The following is a 22,801-nucleotide window of genomic DNA, read 5'->3' as shown; positions in this document are numbered from 1 at the left end:
CTATTGGCAAAACATTAGGAGATATCACTAATCAGCTAGAGCAGTTTTTTGAATCCAGTCAATTTCTCTCAAAAATACAATTACGAAAAACACTGGATTTTATCTTTTCATTAATTCACTGATCTTATAGCGGGAAGGGAGTAAGTAATTGAGTAAGAGGGATAACTGATGACGCTCCAATTTTACTTAATGCAATTTCTACATCATGACAAAATGTATCATCAACGTTTTGAATTATTTTAATTAAATGCGGAACAGATGAAGATGCACTTTCTCCTAGTAAACCTAGTTCTTGGATAGCGCGATGTCTAGATGATGGTTCTGGCGCATACAATTCTGATATGTAGAACTTCACGCGCCCTTCAATCCTTTTTCTTTCCTCTGATTCAGCAATACTTTCTTCAGCTTTTTTAAGGTTAATAGTATTCTGGGAAATCTTATATTCAGAAGGAGTAATGATTTTCAACTCCATTATCTCCAACCATTCCTTGATAGATTGAGGGCGATTATCAGCCTGTAATTCTAGCCCCTGTAAAATCCCTGCTTCAACCACATCACTTATATTAGGGTTGAGTTGTTTAGGAGATTTTAATTCACACCCACACATTCTAGAAGGTGCTGCTTCTGGATCCTTACCAGTGAGGATCTTATAAAGAGTTGCGGCTAAAGAATATATATCTGAAGATGCCGATCTTTCTGTTCTTTCGTTGTACTGTTCTGGAGAAGCATAAAAAGGAGTCCAAAGAGGTGTTTGTGTTTGTATGATTTTTGCAGTAAATTCACGGGCAATTCCAAAATCAACCAGAATAGCCTCGTTAGTTTCATTTCTCACCAGTATGTTACTGGGCTTGATATCTCTATGTAGTAGTCCCTTTTCATGAACTTCCGATAATGCAGAAGAGATTTGTTGTATGTAAAGTAGAGCTAATTCTTCAGAAATGATTCCAAGAAGATCTAGATTCTTGCCATCAACATACTCCATTACAATTCCCCAAATATCTTCTTCTTTAATAACCTCATAGATACTTACAATAAAAGGAAGATGACTGAATCCTGCTAATCGTCTAGCCTCATTCATGAAATCCTGCTCAAACCTTTCATAATCTTCATTTTCTCTCAGATGCTCATGCAAAGTTTTGATCGCAACATTTTTTGCTTTATAATCATCACGAGCAAGATATACAGTCCCATACCCTCCTTGTCCCAGTTTTTTCTTGATTTCGTATTTCCCTTCTTGAATAAGCTGCCCTTCTTGCCAAGCCATAGTTACAGTCGATAGCAATAAAAATATACTTTAAAGTATATCCTAGCCACATAAAATATTTAGATCGCCTCATACCTATTACCATCATCAACCAAGTCGCTAAATTACTGACAACTGTTTAGGCGATCGCTGTTATAAACCATAAAACAACTCAAACAACTAACCTACGTTCAGTGTCGATAGTCATTAGCTCCATCCCACGCTCAAAAATCTCATCGATCGCTAGCATCTCACCATCAAGAGTCATGAACTTGTGATCCTTAGTAGCTCTAAGGCGATCGCCATTTTCTAGCTCATATTTAAAGACTTCTTGATTACCGCGATCGTGCCACTGTGCGATCGTTTTTTGATTTCCCTTGCAATTTTTAAAGATTGTTGCAAATTATCAATCGCTTTTTGATACTGATTGAGAGAGTTATAGGCAAACCCGATGTTATTAAGTGAAAGTCCCTGCTCCCTCAAGTTATTAGTTTTCTTGAAATCTTCTAAAGCCGCCTGACAAGCCAATAATGCTTCCTGAAATTTTTGAGCATTCAAGTTGTCGCGGCATAACTTTAAGATTCGATCTTCTTCTGCCTTGCGCTCCTCTTCTGTCTACGCCAGCGCTGCCTCACTTATCACTACCCCACCTACAAGGAAAAAGGAAAAAGTAGAAAGGAAAAAGTTTTGACTCAATAAGTGTTTCGGGGAGGTCAAACATAATAAATGGTTCAATGCTTTTAATGACGGGTATTTCAGACATCAAAGACCTCCAAGGCTAAAACTACTGTACATCAAGCATTTCAGTTATTTAAGCTAAAGCCCCTCCCCGAAACACCTATTGAGCCAAGCACAAAATGGCTACGCCATTTTATTCTGCATTTTTAATTGGAGCGATATAGAAACTACTGACGATCGCGATCGCTAACCACCAGAGTAATTGCACTTGAGGTCGATACCAAACAGTATCTACTAAGCCATGCGTGATCATCCCCACAATAGTCGCGATCGCAGCGATAATCCATAGACCACTAGAATTGCGATCGCTTCTCAAACGATTGAGAGCAATCCATGCTTGGCTCAAGATCGTGAAAATTAGCCAGCCATAGCAAATTACACCAATAATTCCTGTCTCGACAGTTAGTTCCAGCGGCACGGAATAAGCCCCAAGAGCGCTATAGCCTGACCGCTGATATTTCGGATAGATTAGGTTAAAAGCCTTATTACCAGGTCCAATCCCCAAAATTGGCGTGGCTTTGATCATTTTCAAGACAGCAAGCCAGACATTAACGCGAAAGGAGTTACTGCTATCCTCGGTTCCAAAAATACTACCCACGCGCTTACGCAATGTTGGAACGAGAATGGTCCCTAAAGCGATTGCCCCTGCGGTTCCGCCGAAAGTGGCAGGTAAAGTCCAAGATGGCAAACGCTTGCCCCACCAATAAACCAAGAGCAACGCTAGGGTAAAACCTGTGGCAGCAAGTCCCATCAGTCCACCCCGACTTTGCGACTGGGTAATACAGAACGCTCCCATAATCGCAGTGATCACTCCTAGAGCTTTCATACCCCAGTTTGGCCAGTGGATTGCCGCAATTACACCCATCGGCAAAGCTGGCATCAAATATCCTGCAAATAAATTCGGATTGCCAAGAAAGCTATAGACTCGTGTAACTCCTGCGGTTTCAGAAGTGGGATCTGTCCATGTGGCTAGTTCGGGTGCACCGAGATACCACTGCTGTACTCCATAGGCACTGGCGACCAAAGCCGTAATTAGATAAGCAGCAATTAAAATTGATCGCCAACCCAAGCGCATCATCCGACTCATGGACACAAAAGCCAACATGTAAATTGTGAGCTTGACCAAGCCATCGAGCGCCGCTACGCGCACAGGCGAAATTAATGTAGCAATTAGCGCGATCGCCCAATAACTAATCAGAGGTAAATGTATCGGTGTCCAGATTGGGACAGTCTCATCCTCACCATCACGCCGATCGCTAAGCCACAGCATTAACCATGCGATCGCTACCGCAGCACCAATTACTCCAGTTTGAGCATTTTCTAAAAAAGGTAAGGTCGCAATCAGGACAACCAATAAACATCCCAAAAATCTCGCACTTAGCAAGCGACTACCTTCGCGCCAAGCCTGTAATGGGCTAATTAATTGCAAAAATTTACTGTAGACATGGAGAAACGGTAGTTTGAGCTTGGAATTCATACAGTAAGGATCAACTTAATCAACATGACATTAAATTTAGAATGGTTTCGCAAAGCTTACCTTTCTAAATTTCTGGGTTTTATTGCTATATCTTAGAAGAAAAGCACAATCAGTAATTACTTTTTAAAGCAATGACGGACAAACTTGATTCCGCAGAAGCATACAATGAGCGCGGTATGGAACGCGCCGAAAATGAAGATTTTGCTGGGGCGATCGCCGATTACACTGCTGCAATTGCTCTTGATCCCAACTATGCTGAGGCATATTACAATCGCGCCTACGATCGCTCTGAAATTGAAGACTATGCTGGAGCGATCGAAGACTATAACAAGGTAATCGAACTCGCGCCCGATGCTGCTCCAGCCTATTTTAATCGCGGCTTAGCTAGAGCAAAGATTGGTGATGCCGAAGGAGCTAATACTGATTGTGAATATGCCAAGACTTTAGGACTATAAGATGAAAGGCGGCGCTTCGCGCCGCCTTTCATCTTTTTTGGATTGGAGTGCGTAACATTTAGTTACAATAGATTACTGACTCATTGCCAAAGCGCCACCAAATTCCTATGACCCGTGACCTGCGATCGTTTCTCAATCTGCTCGAAGAACGCAAACAACTCCATCGAGTCAAAGCCCTTGTTGATCCTGAATTAGAAATTGCCGAGATCAGCAACCGTCTATTGCAATCGGCTGGACCAGCACTGCTATTTGAGAATGTCAAAGGTTACAAAACACCCGTCGCTGTAAATTTGTTGGGTACAGTGGAGCGCGTCTGCTGGGCGATGGGTATGAAGGAACAGTCAGAATTAGAAGTCCTCGGTACAAAATTAGGGAAACTGCAAAGTCCAAAACCACCGAAGAAAATCTCTCAAGCGATCGAGTTCGGGAAAATTCTCTTTGATGTAGTTAAGTCCCGTCCCCAAAAAGTTCTCTTTGGGAACGCCCCTTGTCAAGATGTGGTGTTAAAAGGCGATGAAGTCGATCTTGATCAGATTCCGATTCTTAAGCCCTATCCCAAAGATGGCGGACGAGCTGTAACCCTTGCCCTAGTCATTACCAAAGATGTCGAGAATGGAATTCCTAATGTAGGAGTCTATCGCTTACAGCAACAGTCCAAAAATACAATGACCGTGCAATGGCTGTCAGTGCGCGGTGGCGCAAGACATTTACGCAAAGCAACTGAGGCAGGCAAGAAACTCGAAATTGCGATCGCGATCGGTGTTGATCCCGTGCTGATCATGGCGGCGGCGACTCCAATTCCTGTAGATCTATCGGAATGGATTTTTGCAGGACTCTATGGCAATGAAGGCGTACAACTTACCAAATGTAAAACCCTTGATTTGGAAGTTCCCGCCTGTGCAGAATATGTTTTAGAAGGAACGATTACGCCCCATGAAATAGGAACCGATGGACCTTTTGGCGATCATATGGGCTATTACGGTGGTATCAACGAGCAAGCACCTTTGATCCGATTCCATTGCATGACCCATCGCAAAGATCCGATTTATCTGACTACCTTTAGCGGTTTGCCCCCCAAGGAAGAAGCGATGATGGCGATCGCCTTAAATCGCATCTATACGCCTATCCTCCGCCAACAGGTTTCTGAAATCACCGATTTCTTTTTACCGATGGAAGCCCTATCCTATAAAGCCGCAATTATTTCCATCAAAAAGGCTTACCCAGGTCAAGCCAGACGCGCTGCCCTCGCATTCTGGAGTGCCTTGCCCCAGTTTACCTATACTAAATTTGTAATTGTGGTTGACCATACGATCAATATTCGCGATCCAAGGATGGTAGTTTGGGCACTCAGTTCCAAGGTTGATCCTACTCGTGATGTGTTTATCTTGCCTGACAATCCCTTTGATAGCCTTGATTTTGCCTGTGAAAAGGAAGGGCTAGGCGGACGCATGGGCATTGATGCCACTACCAAAATCTATCCCGAAACCGATCGCGATTGGGGAGATCCATTAGAGAGTGATTCTGATGTAGCGGATATGGTGACTAGGCGTTGGGCTGAATATGGGTTGGCAGATTTAAAGCTAGACGGAGCCGATCCTAATTTGTTTGGTTACGACATTCATTAACAATTGTGATAGGTGTGGCGCTTTGCGCCACACCTATTATTTTAGTTTTTTTGAGGAACGCTTTACTTTTGACGCATTAGGACTCTGGGACTGCTTTGTCTGGAGGAGTTGAAGTTTTTGGACTTGCTTTGGGGTTAACCCTGTAAATTGGGCAACTAAATCTACGGAAATATTGGAACGTATCATGTTCATAGCAATTTTTTCTCTTTCCTTAGCCTTCCCTTCAGCTTTGCCTTCAAGCAGAATTTCTTGATAAACAACTGATTCTTTCATGATTTCGCTCCTTAAAAGTCTGTGGATGATTTCTTTTTTTAGGGCTATGCCAGATATTAATAGCTGTCGATGCGGCTACGTTACTTTGGACTTGCTGATCGGTAATATTTTCAATTTGCCTTGCCACTTGTCTTAATGTTTCTGCGGGACTGTCGGTCTTGGACAGTGTGGCAAAGGGTAAAAGTCCTGCATGTTTTTGAAATATAGTAAAAAAAGAGTTAGATAGTACAAACCAAAACCCAAGAATCGAGTGGCGGCGCTTCGCGCCGCCACTCGATTCTTGGGTTTTATGTCCTAAGCAAAACTTGCTTTGCTATATTGCGGTTGACTGCTACCAGAGACGGATTACGTTGAATTGATGATTGAGTTCTCTTAAATTAAAGGTGTTTTCATATACTAAGGGTGATTGGCTGGGGGTGAGGTAAATAACTACTTGATGAATCTCCTTTTCAGGAAATCTCCGATATAGCCGCAGTCGATAATCTGCCATGCGGAAGGGAATATTTTTATTAGGCTCAGTTTGAAATTCGATGTGCAGGATCAGGTCTGATGATTCTAAAAATATAACCGAGTCGGCGCGGATTGGCTCGAAGGCATGTTCCGAGGCTTCAAGTTTAGTTAGAGTAATGGATTTTCATCTTTCGTCACGCTTAGTAATTTACAGGTTTAACCGATTGCCAAGCTCGTGATTTGACTAAGATTGACTTTCATTTCAACGCTAATTTGATGGCTCTTAATCTTGCCAAGTTTGAGGCTTGGCAACTTCATCTTTCATCTCATTCTCTCAAACCTTTTGTTTTCTCTATGGCGACTTACAAACGTCTGGCTCTCAATCACCATCTCCTTGTCCGCTTTATTTCCCTGTTAGATTTAGACCTTACCTTGATTAAATCCCACCCTAATTTCCACAAACTTTGCTCTTACGGCTCTATTTCTGACTAACTTTGTCCATAGTATTGTTTTAAGAATATCTATGCCATTTTTGCCAAGTTGTGATAACGTATTGGCACTTTCCTGCTGCCAAAAACTAGCTTACCTCCCCCCGATCGCTATCGCGTATATTGCATATGTACATTAAAAATGTAGAACTCACCAGATTTAAGTCCTTTGGCTCAACTGTGTCAATCCCATTAATGACTGGGTTTACTGTTGTTTCAGGACCCAATGGTTCGGGTAAGTCAAATATTCTTGATGCACTGCTGTTTGCCCTGGGACTTGCAGGCTCCAAGGGGATGCGAGCCGATCGCTTACCAGACTTAGTGAACCAAGCCCATAGTAAAAAAGGTCGGATGGTTGAGGCGATCGTTACGGTTACCTTTGCTCTTGAAGATGCTGAAGTGACAGCTCTACAGGCTGAAGGCGTAGAAATACCTACAGCAGAAGGGCAGTCTGTGGGTGAATGGACAGTGATGCGAAAATTGCGGGTGACTAGTCAGGGGACTTACACTTCTACTTATTACATTAATGGAACTCCTTGTAATTTAAGTGAGTTACATGAACAATTAGCCAAATTCCGTATTTATCCTGAAGGTTATAATGTTGTTTTGCAAGGGGATGTAACGGGCATTATCTCGATGAATTCACGAGAACGGCGGGAAATTATTGACGAATTGGCAGGTGTAGGTGAATTTGATCGCAAAATTGCTACGGCAAAAGATAAATTGGATGATGTCAAAGCTCAGGAAGAGAGATTTCGGATAGTTGAGCAAGAACTAATTGCCAATAAGGAGAAACTAAAAGGCGATCGCGTCAAAGCTGAAAAATATAAGGCGCTACGGCTAGAATACGAACGGATGGAAGCTTCTGAGGCAGTTCTTCAGCAGCGTGAGATCCTCTATCAGCAATCACTTCGCAATGTTGAGCTGGTTAATAATAAGGAACAATGTAGCAATTTAGAAAAGTCTCTAGCCGAGCTATCGCAGGTGATTGAGACAGGCACTGTCCAACTTAATGAATTAAGCGATCGCGTCCATACTCTCGGTGAAGAAGAATATCTCTCGGTTTCTAGTAACTTATCGGCTCAACAAGCTGAACTACGTGGCTTACAACGTCAGCAGCAATCTCTGACTAGCTCCTATCAAAATAATCAGAACCATATTGTCAGCACGCAAGAGGAAATTGATCGCCTCTTGCATGAAGCTGAAGAACTAGAATCACAAAAGCAATTTAAAGAAGAATCGGTAATTACTGCCGAAAAAGCCCGTGATCAACAGTCATCGATTGTTTCGCAATATCGCAAGGAAGTCCAAGCGATCGCCTCAGCTTCATCGGAATGGGTGCGTCAACAAACACAATTGCGTCAGGATGCGGATCATGCTCAAGCAGAACTCGATCCTCAAAAACAAGAGCAAACTCGACTTCGAGAAGTTCTTAACCAACGTTCAATTCAATTAGAATCACAAGAGCGCGAACTGCAAGAAGTCATGGCTGGCGAAGGTCGCTATGCAGTTGACATGTTGTCTAACCAGTCCCTTGAAGATGCTTTACGCCTACAAGAAGCGGAAGTAAGTGGAGCCGAGTCTTTAGTTCAGACCCTTGCTAAAAATCTTGCCGAGGCTCAATTAGAAGTGCAACTTCAGAATGAGACTATTGATCGAATTACTCAAGAACAGCGCGTCAAAACTCGCCAACTCGATAAATTGGAGGCTCAGGTACAAGCTAGCCGAGAAGTACAGGGAACTAAAGCTTCACAGGTGGTGATTGAAGCGGACATGTCGGGCGTATATGGATTAGTCGCTCAGTTGGGACTGGTGGAACCCCGCTATCAATTGGCTCTGGAAATCTGTGCAGGTGGACGCTTAGGAAACTTGGTGGTTGAGAATGATCAAGTTGCAGCGGAAGCGATCGCTTTACTTAAACGCGAACGCGCAGGTCGAGCTACTTTCTTACCTCTAAACAAATTACAGTCGGCTAGGTTTCCTTCACGTACAGAAGCGCAAAAGCTAGGGGCGATCGACTATGCCTTCAATCTAGTCACCTACGAAGATCGCTATCAAGATGTATTCTCCTTCGTGTTTGGGAATACTCTCGTATTCGAGCATCTTGATCAAGCACGATTCCATATTGGTAAATACCGTATGGTGACCCTAGAAGGAGAAATTCTGGAAACATCAGGGGCGATGACGGGTGGTAGCGCTCCTTTGCATACCAGTCTCCATTTTGGCAATACTAAACCTGCGGAATCTTCGGAAACAAAGCAACTTCGCGATCGCCTGTTGGAAATCGATCAGATGTTAGCTCGTCTGAATCAACGTTTGCGTGGCGCATTAACGGGAATTGCTAAATATGAAGAGCAATTGCAAGCAGCAAGGACGACTCATCGCGAAGCCCAACTCCAACGCGATCGCATCTATGAACAAATCGAACGCAATAGTCGCGATCGCTCTCGCTTGCAAGACCAGATTCAACAAACTCGTGCTGCAATTGAGATTGGGCAGTCCCAATTAAATACCCTTGATGGCAACATTGCGGAACTAGAAGCAAAACTTTTAGTCAAGCGTGCCGAACTTACAGAACTGGAAAAATCGGGAACCCATACCCGTTGGCTTCAAGCTCAAGACGCATTGCAAGGTCAAGAAGCTCTGCTCAATACGGCGGAAATTGAACTGCGGACCGCTAAGCAACAGTTAGGAGAATTAGAAAATCAGCATAAATTAGCCTTGGAGAAAATGGCACAACGTCAAACTCGTCTCCAAGAATTGCGTAGTACTCAAGCCGAACTGATTAATAGCACATCACAAATTCAGCATCAAATCAAACAAACTGAAGCCGCGATCGCCTCCTATCAATCTCGCTTAGAAGTTCTCGAACAAACCATTGGCTCAGCAAAACAAGAGCGTGATGCCTGTGAGCGATCACTGCGTACTCAACAGCAACAACAACAGCAGCAGCAATGGCAACTCCAAAAAAATTGTGAACGTCAAACCGAACTCGAACAGCAAATAGTTCAATTTACTGAACAACTTGATCAAATTGAACTTCCTGATATTGTTCCTGAAGTTCCTGAGACCATGACTCTCGAACAGTTACAACTAGAGCAACGCCGCTTACTCAAGCGTATTCAATCGATGGAGCCAGTCAATATGATGGCGATCGCTGAATACGAAGCAACATCCCAACGTCTTGAAGAACTTAGCAACCGTCTAGAAACCCTTAACCAAGAACGCACTGAACTTTTAATCAGAATTGAGAACTTTACAACTTTACGTCAACGTGCTTTCATGCAAGCCTTTGATGCGGTAAATGGACATTTCAAAGAGATCTTTGCCGAACTCTCTGATGGCGACGGCTATCTACAATTAGAAAATCCCAATGCTCCTCTTAGTGGTGGACTGACTTTGGTTGCTCATCCTAAAGGGAAACAAGTTCAGCATCTAGCATCCATGTCTGGAGGAGAGAAATCTCTCACGGCCCTCAGCTTTATCTTTGCTTTACAACGCTATCGCCCATCACCATTCTATGCCTTTGATGAGGTAGATATGTTCCTTGACGGCTCGAATGTGGAACGTCTATCGAAGATGGTACGCAAGCAAGCTAACCTCGCCCAATTCATTGTGGTCAGTCTGCGCCGCCCCATGATCGAAGCCTCAGAACGAACAATTGGTGTAACTCAAGCAAGAGGTGAGCATACGCAAGTTTTGGGCTTAGAACTGCGATCGCCTTCAATCGCAACTTCATAAAAAACAATTTAAGTGTTTCCTTCGCCTTCGGCGAAGGAAACACTTAAATTGTTTTTTATTAAACTTGTCCAAAAAAGGTTAGGATCATCAACGCATTGTGCGGTTCATCTCAGAACAATACACTTTTTTCGGCACAATCTAATCTCTATGCCTCGCATTAAACTCGAACCTCTAGGAATTACGATCAACGTCTCCGCAAAAAATAGATTGTGGCGATCGCTTAAACATGCCAAGGTTGAACTAGTTGCCACATGTCAAGGACAAGGAACCTGCGGTACTTGCGCTCTGAGAGTATTTGAGGGAGCAAACTGCCTCAGCCCGATGCAAACCCTAGAACAGATCACCCTCAAAAATACGCGCCGCGATCTATCGCTTTATCGTCTGACCTGCCAAGCTTCAGTCTTAGAGGATGGAGTTGTTTTTTATCTAGATAACAAAGCTGACAAAAAACTAGCACAAATTTTTGAACGCCTCAAAAACCGTATTGCTCCTCGCAATATCTATCACCCCATCACCAATGAGTTGTTAGTTCAAGAAGGGAATCTAATTACACAAGAAATTTTAGAACGATTACTAAGTGATTCCTAAAACATAAGAGGCGGCGCTTCGCGCCGCCTCTTATGTTTTAGGAAAACAAATGGTGAGATTAAACAATTTGTGAAAGTGTGCTACTTCGTAGCACACTTTCACAAATTGTTTAGAATTGCTCTAGTGTTAAAAATTACATATTTTTTTTAACTTTTAGATACTTGTCTTTTAAGAGGTTATAGACTGGTTAACAAAATTATTACCTCTACCTGTTGCATCTTTCATGATTTATGAATTAACCAAGTTTTGTCCTGAACTCCCTAGGGCAGGACATCTCTGTTAATCACAGACTTGAAAACCTGTATGTTTCGGATTGGGGGATTTTCTAAAAACGTTATTCTAATTTTTAAATCATTTTTTTGTCATTAATCCAATTTTAAACTTTGAATATTATAAAAATAAAAACTTTTAATAAAAACTTATAACAAATTGCAATGCAGACATTAACAATGAATAACTCTGATTCTTTTTTTGAAGAATTGGTGGATAAGCCGTATCAAAAAAAGCAGCTTATCCATTTGGCTTTAGCTGAGTCAAAACCAACAGTCTCGCAAGTTATTCTTCAAGAAATCAAAAAAGATAACCGCTGGGTTCCTGATCTCTGTTCCAATTATCAGCAATTGGTGCAGACTGTTACTCAACAATCTTCTGATCTAATTTTGTTGGGTACACTGGAAGATTTAAATTGGTTAGAGGTTTGTCGCCGATGCCTCAAACAATGGCAGGATTTGCCGATCATTTTACTAGTTGATCAACTGGAGGTTAGTGACTTTTTTCGGAAGTGGGCGATTGATCGAGGTGTCCGTGACATAATAAGTGTGCATCCTCAAAACGTACATCAATTCCAGCAAGCTTTGATTCGTAACGTCCTGCAAATTGCGATCGAAGATTCTAGCCAAAATAATCGAAATAGCAATGGGGAAGCTAATGCAGCTACAGACAAGTCTGACACCCTAACGTGGGAGGCAACCCTAGTAGCCCTAAACCGACTGACTAAGTACAGTTCCAGTTATTTGGGACCATTGGCGATCGCGAACTATTGGAAAAAAAGTCATGCCAGCCTAGTTTCACTCCATCCCTCTCTTGAATATTGGAAGGTTGACTATCAAGGACAAATAAGTTGTCCCTTTATCTCTGAGCAGATTGAGCCATTAAATCCTGTTCAATTGCAAGATATTCAAACATGGGTAAGAGCTTTTTTGAAAGAATGTGAGCGCGTCATTGTTGACTTCTCGCAGATATTGCAAGCCAAAACTCTATCTGCCGATGTTTCCAAGCTAATTTCCCCAGTTGAATGAGATCGAAGTGAAACAGATAAAATTACAACCTTTAAATCAAGATGTGGAGGTTTCAACCGACAGTACTTTACTCAGTGTTTTGATCAAACAGGAGATGAATGTACTTCAAGCCTGTGGTGGTCAGGGGCGATGTGCAACTTGTCATGTGTATATTCAAGCTGGGGAAAAATCGCTAAGCCCCAAAAGTGAACAGGAAATATTAACCCTCAGCTTTATCACTTCATCTAAAGCAAATTCACGTCTGGCTTGTCAGGCAAAGGTTTGGCAAGATGGCATCGTGATTGAAGTTCCTCAAGGGATGTATATCGGTTCGATTGGGGAATTAAAAAACTTAATCGGAAAACGCGCTCAGCAAAATCTAATCCATCCTTTAACTGGTGACGTTTTAGTTGAAGAAGGTAAACTGATTTTACGTTCAGCCTTAGAAAAAATGGCTGAAATTGATTCCTCTTTCAGTACTGATTTAAGTCAAATTTTATTACCGCCAGAAAAATCTATGGCTTCAGGTAAATAACATTACTGAAGCTCTGCGATCGCCAATTTATATCTATTTCATCGGATCAATCTGAGGATTGCAAATGACCAAATCAACCTTTCGTACTAATACTAATGAAGAATCGCTTCTTCGATTAACCTCTTTATCTCAAGTTTGTCATTATAGTCGCCATACATTTTTTAAATTTGATCAGTCTAAAGGACAAATTAGAGACTGGAACCAACATCAGTATGTGTTAGCTAGTGATGATTTTATTGTGTCACTGCTCAAAGGGCTAGACCATGAAGTTGGCGAAGCTTCTGGCTGGTTGATGTATTTGATTGGCAAAGATTGGGGAACTGAGGATGCCAAAGATTTTAAAATCTGGTTTGAGAGAGATTTTCAGTTCAGTATTAATAAATCTAGTCTTAGCTTTGCCCTAGAGACTTGGTGGTGGCCATTGACATCTCAAGGCTGGGGAAAATGGAATGTCGATCTTAGTTCGATTCGCGAAGGTTTCATCTTTGTTGACCTATTTGATTCGGCAGTAGCAAAATCGATGGGAAATATTGGTAAGCCTGTATGTTTTCTTTATGCAGGATTGTTAGCAGGTTTCTTTTCGGTGATGCTCAATCGAGGATTGAGTAGTACTGAAATTCAATGCTATTCGATGGGGAATGACTTTTGCCGTTTCTTGATTGGGTCAGAGACTCGGATTAAGGCTGCCGAATTTTGGCTAAGTTCTGGTGCTACTGCTCAAGAAATTGAAGAAAGGTTACTAGAGCAAGATTCTACTAATGGTAATGGACTATAGCGAAGTAAGTAGTTATTTGCCTGCCTTTGGCAGGCAAATAACTACTTACTTGAAAAGAGATATAGCTCAGTCAATGGATACAGGAGGAATTTAAGTTGAGAAAAAGAAGTAATTATCGTGCCAATCACACTTTAAAAAATTGGTCGTTAAAAAATTGGCTACATTGGCTCAAAAAGCTATGGAAGTCACTAATTAAATCGCTCAAAGTATTTTTTACTGCGGATTTAGGTGGCTCTCCTTCTAAGCGATCGCCGCGATCGCAACACTATGAAGATCTCCATGAGCAAAGTCCTCTGAGTAGTGAGCCACCAATTTTGAATTCGCGTCCTGCAACTTTTTTATTAGGGTTAGACAATATTGACAATTTGGAGTTTTTAACAACCAAAGAGTTGATTGAGCAAATCGAGTGGAATGCTGAGAGTCAGGAAGTCTTGATTGCGAAGGAGGAAGATCTGACTTTGCTGGAGGATTTGCTGGTTAATTTTCCTGATTCCTAATCGCACCAAAAAACAAATGTGCAAAGCACATTTATTTTCTAAACCATCATTTAATTAAACTTTTAAAATTATGCTTACTCTCTTAGAAAATGTTTTAGATCGTGCCGATGGCTCCTACATTACACCCGAAGATTTGCGGACATTGGATGGAGCGATCGCTTCTTGGCAACAGCGTCGTCAAACCTATGATCTGCTCCAGACTAAGGAAAATGTCATTCTTGAGCAAGTCATGCAACAGATTATTAGCACGGCTCCTGAGGTGGCGGCAAAAGTAACTGTTGATGGCGGTAATAAATGTAATCGGGACATGGCTTTGGTGCTGCGATACTGTGCGACAGCCATGTTATTGCAAGATGAAGAATTGCTCAAAGATCGGTTGCTGTATTGGATGCAAAACATTATGTTGGCTTTAAAAAACCAACGTGTAAATGATTTTGTCTATCGCTCCTTGCAGAAATCCGTTCAGGCAAATCTTCCTAAGGAAAATGCGGATTTGCTACTGCCATACCTTGCGATCGCCCACCAATGGTTAAGCCAATGATTACCAATTCAATTCCTAGTAATTACTTTTCCCCTCGTTTTTACGTCAAGTCCGATCCTGCGACGGGGTTGCTCTCTACTCGTCAAGGCGATCGCCTTGTGGCTGTGCCAGATTTCTTGTTACGGAGTATCCACCGCTCGCTTTATTCTGAGGCAGGGCAAGCAGGTACTTTAGCACTCTATACCTTTGGCTTTGGCTGGGGCGGCTCTTTCTACGATCACATTCGTAGCGAAATCGAGTCCTATCAAGGGACGACAATTATGGCGACTAATGCGGTGGAATTTCTCGCCACAATGCGCCAACTCTGGACAGTACATGGCATGGGAACCATAACCCTTGACTTTAGCCATCGTCAACATGGGCTGATCGTCGTAACCACCGAAAATTCTGTGCTAACGACGGGCAGTGAAATTGGCTTGCAGTCGGGTAAGTTACCTTGGCATCAATTGCAAGCAGGTTTTATTGCTGCGTGGTTTTCACGCTGGGCAGGTAAGGATATTCGCGCCTGTGCCACTGACTGGTCGTCGCAGCCAGATCCTGATGTTGATAATTCCTCTAAACAGGAGAGTTACACGCGCTTTCTGGTTGGACTCACTAGTAAAGTTCAACCAGTTGAGGGTTGGGTAAAACAAGGAATGCGAACAGCGGAAATCTTGGATAAACTTGCGGCTTAAACAAAAAAGCGGTGCAAAGCACCGCTTTTTTGTTTGTTAATTTCTAGATGAGGCTTTAATTGGCACTAACTTACTCACTTTTGCCCAGCTAAACTCATGCAAAAGCACATAGGAGCAAGGGATTAAGAATAAGGTCAGCAGCGTAGCAAGAGCCAATCCAGAGAAAATCACAATCCCAAGCGGTTGTAAAAATTCGCCGCCATCGCCGCCACCCAGAGCTAGCGGAAATGCACCAACTACCGTTGTAATCGTAGTCATCAGGATCGGGCGGAGGCGAGTAGGTGCAGCTTTTAACATGGCTTGAATACGGCTGCATTTTTCCTCTTCACGGATTTGGTTCGCCAGTTCCACCAGCACGATCGCATTGTTAACCACAATCCCGATCAGCAAGATCACGCCGATGACTACCATCACATTGATCGAGCTATTGGTCACGTATAGACCCACAACACCGCCAGCCAGTGCAAGAGGAATCGTCAGCATAATTACCAAGGGATCGAGCAATGAGTTGTACTGTACTGCCATCACCACAAATACGAGGAATGATGCTAGTAAACCTAATACGCCAAAGGCTCCAGAAAGGTTGTCATTAGCAGCTTTCGCAGAGCTAGGTAATACAGTGACACCATCGGGCAAATTAATTTCCGCGATCGCCTGTTCAGTTTGTTTGAGGGCATCACTCAGACTTGCACCACGCTCTACACTGCCGAGCAGTAGATATACTTGGCGTTGGTTAATCCGTTGAATTTCTCCTGGGGCGCGACCTTCGCTTAAAGTCGCCACATCAGCGAGTCGGACAGGACGATTATTGCTAACAAATAGAGGGACTTGCTGCAATTGCGAAGAGTTTTTACGTAACTCAGGATCAAGCTGCACGCGCACATCGACTAGGCGATCGCCGCGTTGTAACTGTGTGGGAACTGAACCTGTAATCGCAGTTTGCAGAGTTGAGCCGATCGCTTGCGTGGATAGTCCTAACGCTTGCAGACGTTCCCAATCAGGAATAATTTGGATCTCAGGCTGACGGGCATCGGTATCGGGACGGAAGGTTGCGCCTTTGACTGACTTCTCTAAGGCTCCTAGAACTTCTGTACCTGCTTGCGTCAATATATCTGGATTATTACCTTGCAAAACGACATCAATATCGGTTCTGGGTACAGGTGAATTATTGACAATAATCCCACGCACTTGTCCGGGGTTAACCCGAACCCTTACTCCTGCGAGATTTAGTTTGGCAATTTCTCGGTTAACTCGACTCACAAAGCCAGTAAGGTCAACATTTGGCTTGAGGGTCACGGTACTGCCACTACGCAAAGGATTAGAAGTAACGTTATTACCAAAGGAACCGCCGCCAATAGTTGCAAATGAGTAGGCAGTTTCAGGTTGCTTAATCAGAATTTCATCAACTAGTGCCATCACTTTCATATTTTCAGCAAGGGTTGTGCCTGCTGGGAATTGAGCATTGACGTTAACATCACCTGTTTTAACTTGGGGAATGATTTCTTGGGGAAGTTGTCTTGCCATCAGGAAACCGCCGCCGCCAAGGATGGCAAATAGAGCAATTACAACCAAAAGACGATAATGGACAATCCTTGCTAAAAATCCTGCATAGCCAAGGGTCGCCGCCGCAAAACGACGCTCAAATCCGACCATGAACCAAGATTCATTTAAACGGCTTGACCAAGGGATTGCCAATAGTCGCGAAGCCATCATCGGTACGATAGTTACCGCGATTATGATCGAAGCAGCTACAGCAAAACTAATGGTGAGAATTAGTTGATTGAATAGCAGGGATAGAAATCCACCTAGCAATAGAAATGGGAAAATTACAACAAGGTTAGTACTAGTAGAAGCAATTAGGGCTGATTCAATTTCGGCACTGCTAGCCTGTGATTGGTGAATAATGTCGTCAAATCCAACTTCACCACCATTGCGCTTGCGGATTTTATCAATTCCGATAGTAATGTTCTCTAACATCACAATCGAGTTATCCACAACAATACCGACACCGAGAGCTAGTCCCCCTAAACTGAACAGGTTCAAAGAGAAGCCAAAAATACCCATACAGATGACTGCCGCAAGGGTAGCTAAGGGAATAGCGAGAGAGATAATTAGGGTCTGGCGTAATGATCCTAGAAATAAAAACACAGCGATCGCCGCTAAGCCGGAACCAATAATCCCCGACCAAGCCACGTTGGCAACCGAAGCTCTGATCAGTCTTGACTCGTCAATGGTGGCTGTTACCTCAGCATCACTAGGAATCAAACCATTTTCCTGAAGGGTGGCAATCTTTTCTTTGACGCGATCAACTACCTCAATCGTATTGGCATCGGGCTGCTTAGTTACTAACAACCGTACTGCTTCCTGTCCATTTAAAGTCGTAAAAACCCTCTGTTCTTCAGTACTATCAATAATCTCTGCAAAGTCTCGCAAATAGACTTGTCTAGACGGGGTGGTAGCCGATGGATTATCAACAACAAAGGATAAATTTTCTAGTTCTTGAGCATTTTTAAACTTGCCGATCGCCCGAGTCAGTGGCTCAACCGTGCCATTGCGTAACCTCCCACCAGAAATATCGATATTGCGATCGCGCAATGCGTTCAAAACATCATTAACGCTGACACCTGCTGATTGTAATCGAGGCAGATCGAGATTAACTTGTACTTCTTCCCTAACCCCACCAACTACGTCAACACCCGCGACCCCCGGCACGATCGCCAGTTCCCGCCCCAACTCCTCATCCGCAAATAGCCGCAACTCTGGCAATGACAAGGAAGGCGATGTGAGCGCAAACTCATAGATCGGAAATTGGGACGGATCAAATTTAAAAATTCTTTCATTCTCGACGACATCGGGTAGACGGCTCCGACCACGGTTAAAGCTAGCCACTGCGTCATTCAGAGCCTGATCAACATCACTACCTGCATCAAAAAATAAGTCAACTCTTACCTGTCCTTCGCGAGTACGCGAAAAAAGCTGATTCACACCCTCAGTAATTGCTAAAGCTTCTTCTAGAGGTTTAGTGACCTCGGTAATGGCTACCTCTGGAGAAACCCCCGGAACATCAATTTGTACGCCAATACGGGGATAAACAATTGATGGTAGTAAGTCCACTTGTAAGCGGGTCACATAAAATGCACCCATCACAAAAATGGCAATCGTCAGCATCAGCGTCCCAATATGGCGGCGAATTGCTGTGGCACTAATGCTAAATCCTGTCGGCTTGGGACTGGACGAGTCTTGGTTGCTCATAGTTACCTCTTAAAAATAATTAAAAAAAATAATGATGTAAGGCGCAAAGCGTCTTGCATCATTATTTAGAAGATTCCGATAACACGCTGAGCTTGACAGCATCACCATCCTGTAACTTGCCACCACTCCTAACCACAATGCGATCGCCTTCCTTTAAACCAGAGAGAATCACAACTTTGCCATCACGGCGATCGCCAAGAGTAACTTTACGCGCCGCCACTTTGGGTTCTTGCTGATCACCAGTAATCACAAAAACTGTGCCAGTTTTCGGCTTTCCTTGACTACTAGCATTAGTATTAGACTTTGGATCTGTTTTCGGCTTTGCTTGTTGATTGGTCTGGGTATTTGCATCTTTAGGTGATTGTGTCGGTCGTCCTGCTGCTTCTAGTGCGGTTTCCGCAATCACAATCTGGCGAGCCTGACTACTTGAAAACTGCACTCTCGCTAATTGACCGCTACCCAGCTTATTGTCACGATTGGGAACTACAACTTCCACAGGTATGAGACGGGCTACGGGATCAGCTACTGGTGAAATCCGTCTCACCGTTCCTGTAAACTTTTGATTGGGGAATGTATCAAATCGCACGTCAACCGATTGATTTAAACGAACCTTGCTAATCTCCAGTTCTGAAATCAGTACAATTACCTTAACTTGACTAAAATCACCTAATTTTATTACGTCATTCCCTGCGAATAGAAGATTGCCAGTTTCACTAACTCGCTCTAGCACAACACCACTAATTGGTGCAGTAATCGTAGTGTAGGATTGACGCTCCTGTTCTCTTAATCTAATCGCTTCTTGAGCTAAAACTCTCTGTGAACTTGCTCCCACCGTTTGTTGCTGAAGACTGACTTGTTGCTCAGCCGATCGCAATGATTGCTCAGCCGATCGCGCACGGGTGATCGCAGTCTCCGCAGTTTGGGAAGATACGGCTCCATCTTTAGCCAATTGGGTGAAGCGATTTGCATCAGCTTGTGCTTGTTGATATTCCAGTCTGGCTCTTTCCACTTGGGCGCGGGCATTTCCTACACCCGCACTTGCTTGCGCAACTTCCGCTTCCCTTGCCGCAACTTCCGCTTCAGCCTGAAGCACAGTTGCAGATAGAACTGCATCATCCAATTGGGCGATTGCTTGTCCAGTTTCCACACGATCGCCAACATCTACATTCAAATCGAGTAAACGCCCTTCCAGTCGCGATTTTACAGACACTTCTCTGATTGGTGCAGTTGTGCCTGTGTACTCTGTCTCAGCTTGGAGAGTATCAAACTTAGCGATCGCCACATCTACGGCTGTAGATGGTTTTTGGCTTTGGGTCTGGGCTTGAGTTGCGTCTTTAGCTGCACCACAGCTAGTAATTCCAACTGATAAGCCTGTGATCGCCGCTAACATCCAAATAGCTTTCATAGGTGTGAGGGCAAATGTTGAGTTTTCTAAAGTCATTCTAAGCGATGTTACTTTATTTTGTGCGAGATTCTCACGATAAATCTTTTAGTTAATAAATGCTTGTCGTCGTCAATACCTAGTGACTCGCAGTAAAATAAAGAACCAATTCTTTGTGGCGCGGCGTAGCCGCGCCACAAAGAATTGGTTCTTTATTTTTCAACTAATCTCACCTCAGTGATTCCTCCAAATGTTGTAGCAATTATCTTTTCTATTGTGATCAGTGCGATCGCTATAGGAATTCTGTGCTATCCATTGTTTGTGAAGTGGCAACGCGATCGCCTCATGTCGCAGCAATTTCCTAAGTCATGGTTAAGCATTATCGAAAGTAATCTTTCTATTTATAGGGATTTGACTTCTGAGCAGCAAAAAGAATTGCTCGGCTATATACAAGTATTTCTGAAAGAGAAGCAATTTATTGGCTGTCTAGGATTGCAAATTACGGAAGAGATGAAAGTCACGATCGCGGCGATCGCTTGTTTGTTGTTATTTGGCGATCGCAAGACCTACTTCCCAAACCTACGCTCCGTTCTCGTATATCCCCATGCTTATATTGTAAATGAGCTAACAATGAATAGCTATGTAGTGGAAGAACGCCGTGTCGCTAGATTAGGAGAGTCATGGACAAGAGATCAATTAGTTCTTTCTTGGGAACAAGTTCAGCAAGATATTCGCAATTGGAAAGATGGACATAATGTGATTTTGCATGAGTTCGCGCATCAGCTCGATCAAGAGGATGGTCAAGCGGAAGGTGTGCCAATTTTAGCGAGGGCTTTAGATTATGAGATATGGAAAAAGGTGATGTCGGCGGAATATTTGCAACTATGCGATCGCGTCGAAAATGGCAAAAAGACTGTCATCGATAGTTATGGTGCGACTAATCCTGCAGAGTTTTTTGCAGTAGCCACGGAGACGTTCTTTGAGAAGCCGCATCAGTTAAATCAAAAGCATCAAGATCTCTATGAACTCTTACAAAGATACTATCATCTCGATCCTCGACAATGGCAGAATTAAAGCTATAATTCTATCTATATACATGAGATCTAAAGTGGCAAAAGACATTTACCACAGTACTGTGAGAAAAGCTTTACAAAAGGATGGTTTGCAGATTACAAACGATCAATTGGTCGTCGGAAAGCTTTAGTGGATTTAGGTGCAAAGAACTTATTAGCAGCCGAACTAGAGGGACAAAAAATTGCTATTGAAATTAAGAGCTTCCTTAATCCATCACCACTTCATGATTTAGAACAGGCTGTAGGACAATTTGTACTGTATTCCAAATTGTTAGCCCAACAAGAACGGCACTGGACAGCTAATTAGTGATAGAGCGATGAAGCTGTTGATTGGCAAGGCTTTACAAGCAAATTGCGACTAAAGCCTGAAATCTTTGCCAGATAGGGATTACAGCTTAATATCACTAATTAGTGAGCCAGCGCCCTGACTTGAAGCTAGTCATATTTGATCTAGAAAAGCAGGAGATAGTACAATTTAGCCCAACGACAACTCAGACTTGCCTTGGCTCTTGCACAAGATACTATTCCTAACCAATTTGGTAAGCCTACTAATTCCCCGACTTTACATTGGGTTTTTCATTGAACGAGGGATTAGTATGAAATAACTGAGAATTGCCACATTTTTCGCATTCACTAAAGAACTGCAAACCGCTTTTTCTAATCTTGGCGCGATCGCCACAGGATGTACAGATATTTTTAATTGCCGTATTTTTACCGCAATCGTTACATTTAAAAAAGTAACTGTGAACATAGGCGATCAATAGATTTGGACTTTGGCAATGGCAACAAGTATTTGTTGAAGTCGGCTTCGCGGTTTTGATTATTGGCTTATGGCTAATGTCTGATTGCTGATGATTGTTTGGAGTGATAGGAATAATCTTTTTCGGCAGTGATACTGGTTTGTCTGTGGCGATCGGTTTAGAAATTAAAGGATTTTTAACTGGCGAACTGATGGGATTAGAAATTATTGGCGTATTACTTACATCATTAAACTTAGCCTTAACCTTTAATGGCGTATGATTTGCCAACAAAAAAACACTAATTCTTGGAACTTCCTCCATGTCAAATAGATAGGCAGATTTTAAACTAAAAGTTAATAAGCTATCAATTTTGCGATATTCAGAAACGATTTCTCTGACTTTATCAGGGATTTGATCGGCTTTGCACACATTATTTAACTTGTCATTTTTGGGTCGATTGATAATCCCAGAATCAGAAATTGCTACCAATACATCAATTGGCATCTTCTTAAAATGTGATTGATTACCAAAAAGTTTCTTATTCAGCAACGTCTCAACATTAGCCTCTAAATAATCCTTGATAAATTTTCCCTGTCTCTGAGCTTGCAAAATTGGTGATGGCATTCCTTGCCAAGCATTATTAAACCAGCGCTTCCACTCTCCCAGTTCATTCACCTCAACGCGAGTTGTCACACTTTTGCTCTCGATGATGATCAATCCATATCGATGCAATACCAAATGATCAATCTGGCAAGCATCCCCTGCTTTTTCAAAACGCAGATTGTTAAAAATTAGAAAGAGTTGATCATCTTTAAACTCACGTTTCAGATAAAAAGCTAACTGAGATTCAGCACGAAATCCCGCTTGTGACAATGGATCGCTTGCTTCAATGTGATCTAGCTCTTTAATAATCATTACTTTCTTAAACCCCCGAAACACTTTTAAACTTTTAGCCAAAAAAGGGTGGATGCGCTTCGC

General features: G+C 42.8%; 18 protein-coding genes and 3 pseudogenes. 12 read left to right on the top strand and 9 right to left on the bottom strand.

What is annotated here, in order from left to right; genetic code table 11:
* Window positions 1–124 precede the first annotated feature (124 nt).
* From B9G53_RS04855 to B9G53_RS04840, 4 genes and pseudogenes are all read right to left on the bottom strand, one after another.
* Window positions 125–1,264 (bottom strand): serine/threonine-protein kinase, encoded by a 1,140-nt coding sequence (locus B9G53_RS04855; RefSeq protein ID WP_094529738.1) that lies wholly within the window; start codon window positions 1,262–1,264, stop codon window positions 125–127.
* 151 nt (window positions 1,265–1,415) lie between these two features.
* A pseudogene (locus tag B9G53_RS04850) lies at window positions 1,416–1,610 on the bottom strand (hypothetical protein); the annotation flags it as partial.
* Window positions 1,553–1,771, bottom strand: a complete 219-nt coding sequence (locus tag B9G53_RS04845) for a tetratricopeptide repeat protein (protein WP_369682993.1) — start codon at window positions 1,769–1,771, stop codon at window positions 1,553–1,555. The gene B9G53_RS04845 and the pseudogene B9G53_RS04850, both read right to left, overlap by 58 nt.
* Window positions 1,772–2,114: 343 nt before the next feature.
* Window positions 2,115–3,458 carry an IctB family putative bicarbonate transporter gene (locus B9G53_RS04840; protein ID WP_094529734.1) on the bottom strand — a complete coding sequence of 448 codons (1,344 nt, stop codon included), beginning with the start codon at window positions 3,456–3,458 and terminating at the stop codon, window positions 2,115–2,117.
* A gap of 131 nt (window positions 3,459–3,589) precedes the next feature.
* Here B9G53_RS04840 and B9G53_RS04835 point away from each other — a divergent pair, with 131 nt between their 5' ends.
* On the top strand, window positions 3,590–3,913 hold the full coding sequence (locus B9G53_RS04835; RefSeq protein WP_094529732.1) for a tetratricopeptide repeat protein: 324 nt from the start codon (window positions 3,590–3,592) through the stop codon (window positions 3,911–3,913).
* A gap of 107 nt (window positions 3,914–4,020) precedes the next feature.
* Window positions 4,021–5,538, top strand: coding sequence for a UbiD family decarboxylase (locus B9G53_RS04830; protein WP_094529730.1), 1,518 nt, complete (start codon window positions 4,021–4,023; stop codon window positions 5,536–5,538).
* A 36-nt stretch (window positions 5,539–5,574) separates the two neighbouring features.
* Here B9G53_RS04830 and B9G53_RS04825 read toward each other — a convergent pair whose 3' ends face one another.
* Together B9G53_RS04825 and B9G53_RS28950 are read right to left on the bottom strand one after the other, a co-directional pair.
* A complete protein-coding gene (locus B9G53_RS04825; protein ID WP_094529728.1) occupies window positions 5,575–5,811 on the bottom strand; it encodes a hypothetical protein in 237 nt (78 codons plus the stop codon).
* Between the two features lie 334 nt (window positions 5,812–6,145).
* A pseudogene (locus tag B9G53_RS28950) lies at window positions 6,146–6,445 on the bottom strand (flagellar assembly protein H); the annotation flags it as partial.
* 433 nt (window positions 6,446–6,878) lie between these two features.
* Between B9G53_RS28950 and smc the strand changes: the two are divergent.
* The 8 genes from smc to B9G53_RS04780 all read left to right on the top strand — a co-directional run bounded on the left by smc (window position 6,879) and on the right by B9G53_RS04780 (window position 15,377).
* Window positions 6,879–10,490: a chromosome segregation protein SMC gene (gene smc, locus B9G53_RS04815; protein ID WP_094529726.1), complete on the top strand. Its 3,612-nt coding sequence runs from the start codon at window positions 6,879–6,881 to the stop codon at window positions 10,488–10,490.
* Between the two features lie 147 nt (window positions 10,491–10,637).
* Entirely contained in the window at window positions 10,638–11,078 is a 441-nt protein-coding gene (locus B9G53_RS04810; RefSeq protein WP_094529724.1) for a 2Fe-2S iron-sulfur cluster-binding protein, read from the top strand.
* A gap of 434 nt (window positions 11,079–11,512) precedes the next feature.
* Entirely contained in the window at window positions 11,513–12,376 is an 864-nt protein-coding gene (locus B9G53_RS04805) for a hypothetical protein (protein ID WP_141211710.1), read from the top strand.
* Window positions 12,377–12,383: 7 nt separating this feature from the next.
* Entirely contained in the window at window positions 12,384–12,890 is a 507-nt protein-coding gene (locus B9G53_RS04800; protein ID WP_094529755.1) for a 2Fe-2S iron-sulfur cluster-binding protein, read from the top strand.
* Between the two features lie 64 nt (window positions 12,891–12,954).
* The gene (locus tag B9G53_RS04795) at window positions 12,955–13,665 is read left to right on the top strand and encodes a V4R domain-containing protein (RefSeq protein WP_094529720.1); all 711 of its coding nucleotides are present in this window, start codon (window positions 12,955–12,957) and stop codon (window positions 13,663–13,665) included.
* 95 nt (window positions 13,666–13,760) lie between these two features.
* Window positions 13,761–14,162 carry a hypothetical protein gene (locus tag B9G53_RS04790; RefSeq protein ID WP_094529718.1) on the top strand — a complete coding sequence of 134 codons (402 nt, stop codon included), beginning with the start codon at window positions 13,761–13,763 and terminating at the stop codon, window positions 14,160–14,162.
* A 70-nt stretch (window positions 14,163–14,232) separates the two neighbouring features.
* A complete protein-coding gene (locus B9G53_RS04785) occupies window positions 14,233–14,703 on the top strand; it encodes a phycocyanin (RefSeq protein WP_094529716.1) in 471 nt (156 codons plus the stop codon).
* A complete protein-coding gene (locus tag B9G53_RS04780) occupies window positions 14,700–15,377 on the top strand; it encodes a hypothetical protein (RefSeq protein WP_094529753.1) in 678 nt (225 codons plus the stop codon). The genes B9G53_RS04785 and B9G53_RS04780 overlap by 4 nt, the downstream gene beginning before the upstream one ends.
* Window positions 15,378–15,413: 36 nt before the next feature.
* Here the strand turns inward: B9G53_RS04780 and B9G53_RS04775 are convergent, their stop codons facing one another.
* Both B9G53_RS04775 and B9G53_RS04770 read right to left on the bottom strand, forming a co-directional pair.
* The gene (locus B9G53_RS04775; RefSeq protein WP_094529714.1) at window positions 15,414–18,629 is read right to left on the bottom strand and encodes an efflux RND transporter permease subunit; all 3,216 of its coding nucleotides are present in this window, start codon (window positions 18,627–18,629) and stop codon (window positions 15,414–15,416) included.
* 61 nt (window positions 18,630–18,690) lie between these two features.
* Entirely contained in the window at window positions 18,691–20,034 is a 1,344-nt protein-coding gene (locus tag B9G53_RS04770; protein WP_217901507.1) for an efflux RND transporter periplasmic adaptor subunit, read from the bottom strand.
* Window positions 20,035–20,247: 213 nt separating this feature from the next.
* Here B9G53_RS04770 and B9G53_RS04765 point away from each other — a divergent pair, with 213 nt between their 5' ends.
* Together B9G53_RS04765 and B9G53_RS28945 are read left to right on the top strand one after the other, a co-directional pair.
* Entirely contained in the window at window positions 20,248–21,084 is an 837-nt protein-coding gene (locus B9G53_RS04765; protein WP_254923554.1) for a zinc-dependent peptidase, read from the top strand.
* A pseudogene (locus tag B9G53_RS28945) lies at window positions 21,032–21,390 on the top strand (element excision factor XisH family protein). The gene B9G53_RS04765 and the pseudogene B9G53_RS28945 overlap by 53 nt, the downstream one beginning before the upstream one ends.
* A 241-nt stretch (window positions 21,391–21,631) precedes the next feature.
* Here the strand turns inward: B9G53_RS28945 and B9G53_RS04755 are convergent.
* Window positions 21,632–22,738 carry a nuclease-related domain-containing protein gene (locus tag B9G53_RS04755; RefSeq protein WP_094529710.1) on the bottom strand — a complete coding sequence of 369 codons (1,107 nt, stop codon included), beginning with the start codon at window positions 22,736–22,738 and terminating at the stop codon, window positions 21,632–21,634.
* Between the last annotated feature and the right edge of the window lie 63 nt (window positions 22,739–22,801).

The organism is Pseudanabaena sp. SR411 (assembly GCF_002251945.1).
Classification (GTDB): Bacteria; Cyanobacteriota; Cyanobacteriia; order Pseudanabaenales; family Pseudanabaenaceae; genus Pseudanabaena.
This window is presented reverse-complemented; position numbering and strand designations above follow the sequence as displayed.

Coding starts and splice junctions, on each gene's coding strand:
- B9G53_RS04840 (WP_094529734.1), bottom strand. CDS start 3,458: ATGAATTCCAAGCTCAAACTACCGTTTCTCCATGTCTACAGTAAATTT.
- B9G53_RS04810 (WP_094529724.1), top strand. CDS start 10,638: ATGCCTCGCATTAAACTCGAACCTCTAGGAATTACGATCAACGTCTCC.
- smc (WP_094529726.1), top strand. CDS start 6,879: ATGTACATTAAAAATGTAGAACTCACCAGATTTAAGTCCTTTGGCTCA.
- B9G53_RS04825 (WP_094529728.1), bottom strand. CDS start 5,811: ATGAAAGAATCAGTTGTTTATCAAGAAATTCTGCTTGAAGGCAAAGCT.
- B9G53_RS04770 (WP_217901507.1), bottom strand. CDS start 20,034: ATGAAAGCTATTTGGATGTTAGCGGCGATCACAGGCTTATCAGTTGGA.
- B9G53_RS04855 (WP_094529738.1), bottom strand. CDS start 1,264: ATGGCTTGGCAAGAAGGGCAGCTTATTCAAGAAGGGAAATACGAAATC.
- B9G53_RS04835 (WP_094529732.1), top strand. CDS start 3,590: ATGACGGACAAACTTGATTCCGCAGAAGCATACAATGAGCGCGGTATG.
- B9G53_RS04805 (WP_141211710.1), top strand. CDS start 11,513: ATGCAGACATTAACAATGAATAACTCTGATTCTTTTTTTGAAGAATTG.
- B9G53_RS04795 (WP_094529720.1), top strand. CDS start 12,955: ATGACCAAATCAACCTTTCGTACTAATACTAATGAAGAATCGCTTCTT.
- B9G53_RS04830 (WP_094529730.1), top strand. CDS start 4,021: ATGACCCGTGACCTGCGATCGTTTCTCAATCTGCTCGAAGAACGCAAA.
- B9G53_RS04775 (WP_094529714.1), bottom strand. CDS start 18,629: ATGAGCAACCAAGACTCGTCCAGTCCCAAGCCGACAGGATTTAGCATT.
- B9G53_RS04755 (WP_094529710.1), bottom strand. CDS start 22,738: ATGATTATTAAAGAGCTAGATCACATTGAAGCAAGCGATCCATTGTCA.
- B9G53_RS04780 (WP_094529753.1), top strand. CDS start 14,700: ATGATTACCAATTCAATTCCTAGTAATTACTTTTCCCCTCGTTTTTAC.
- B9G53_RS04785 (WP_094529716.1), top strand. CDS start 14,233: ATGCTTACTCTCTTAGAAAATGTTTTAGATCGTGCCGATGGCTCCTAC.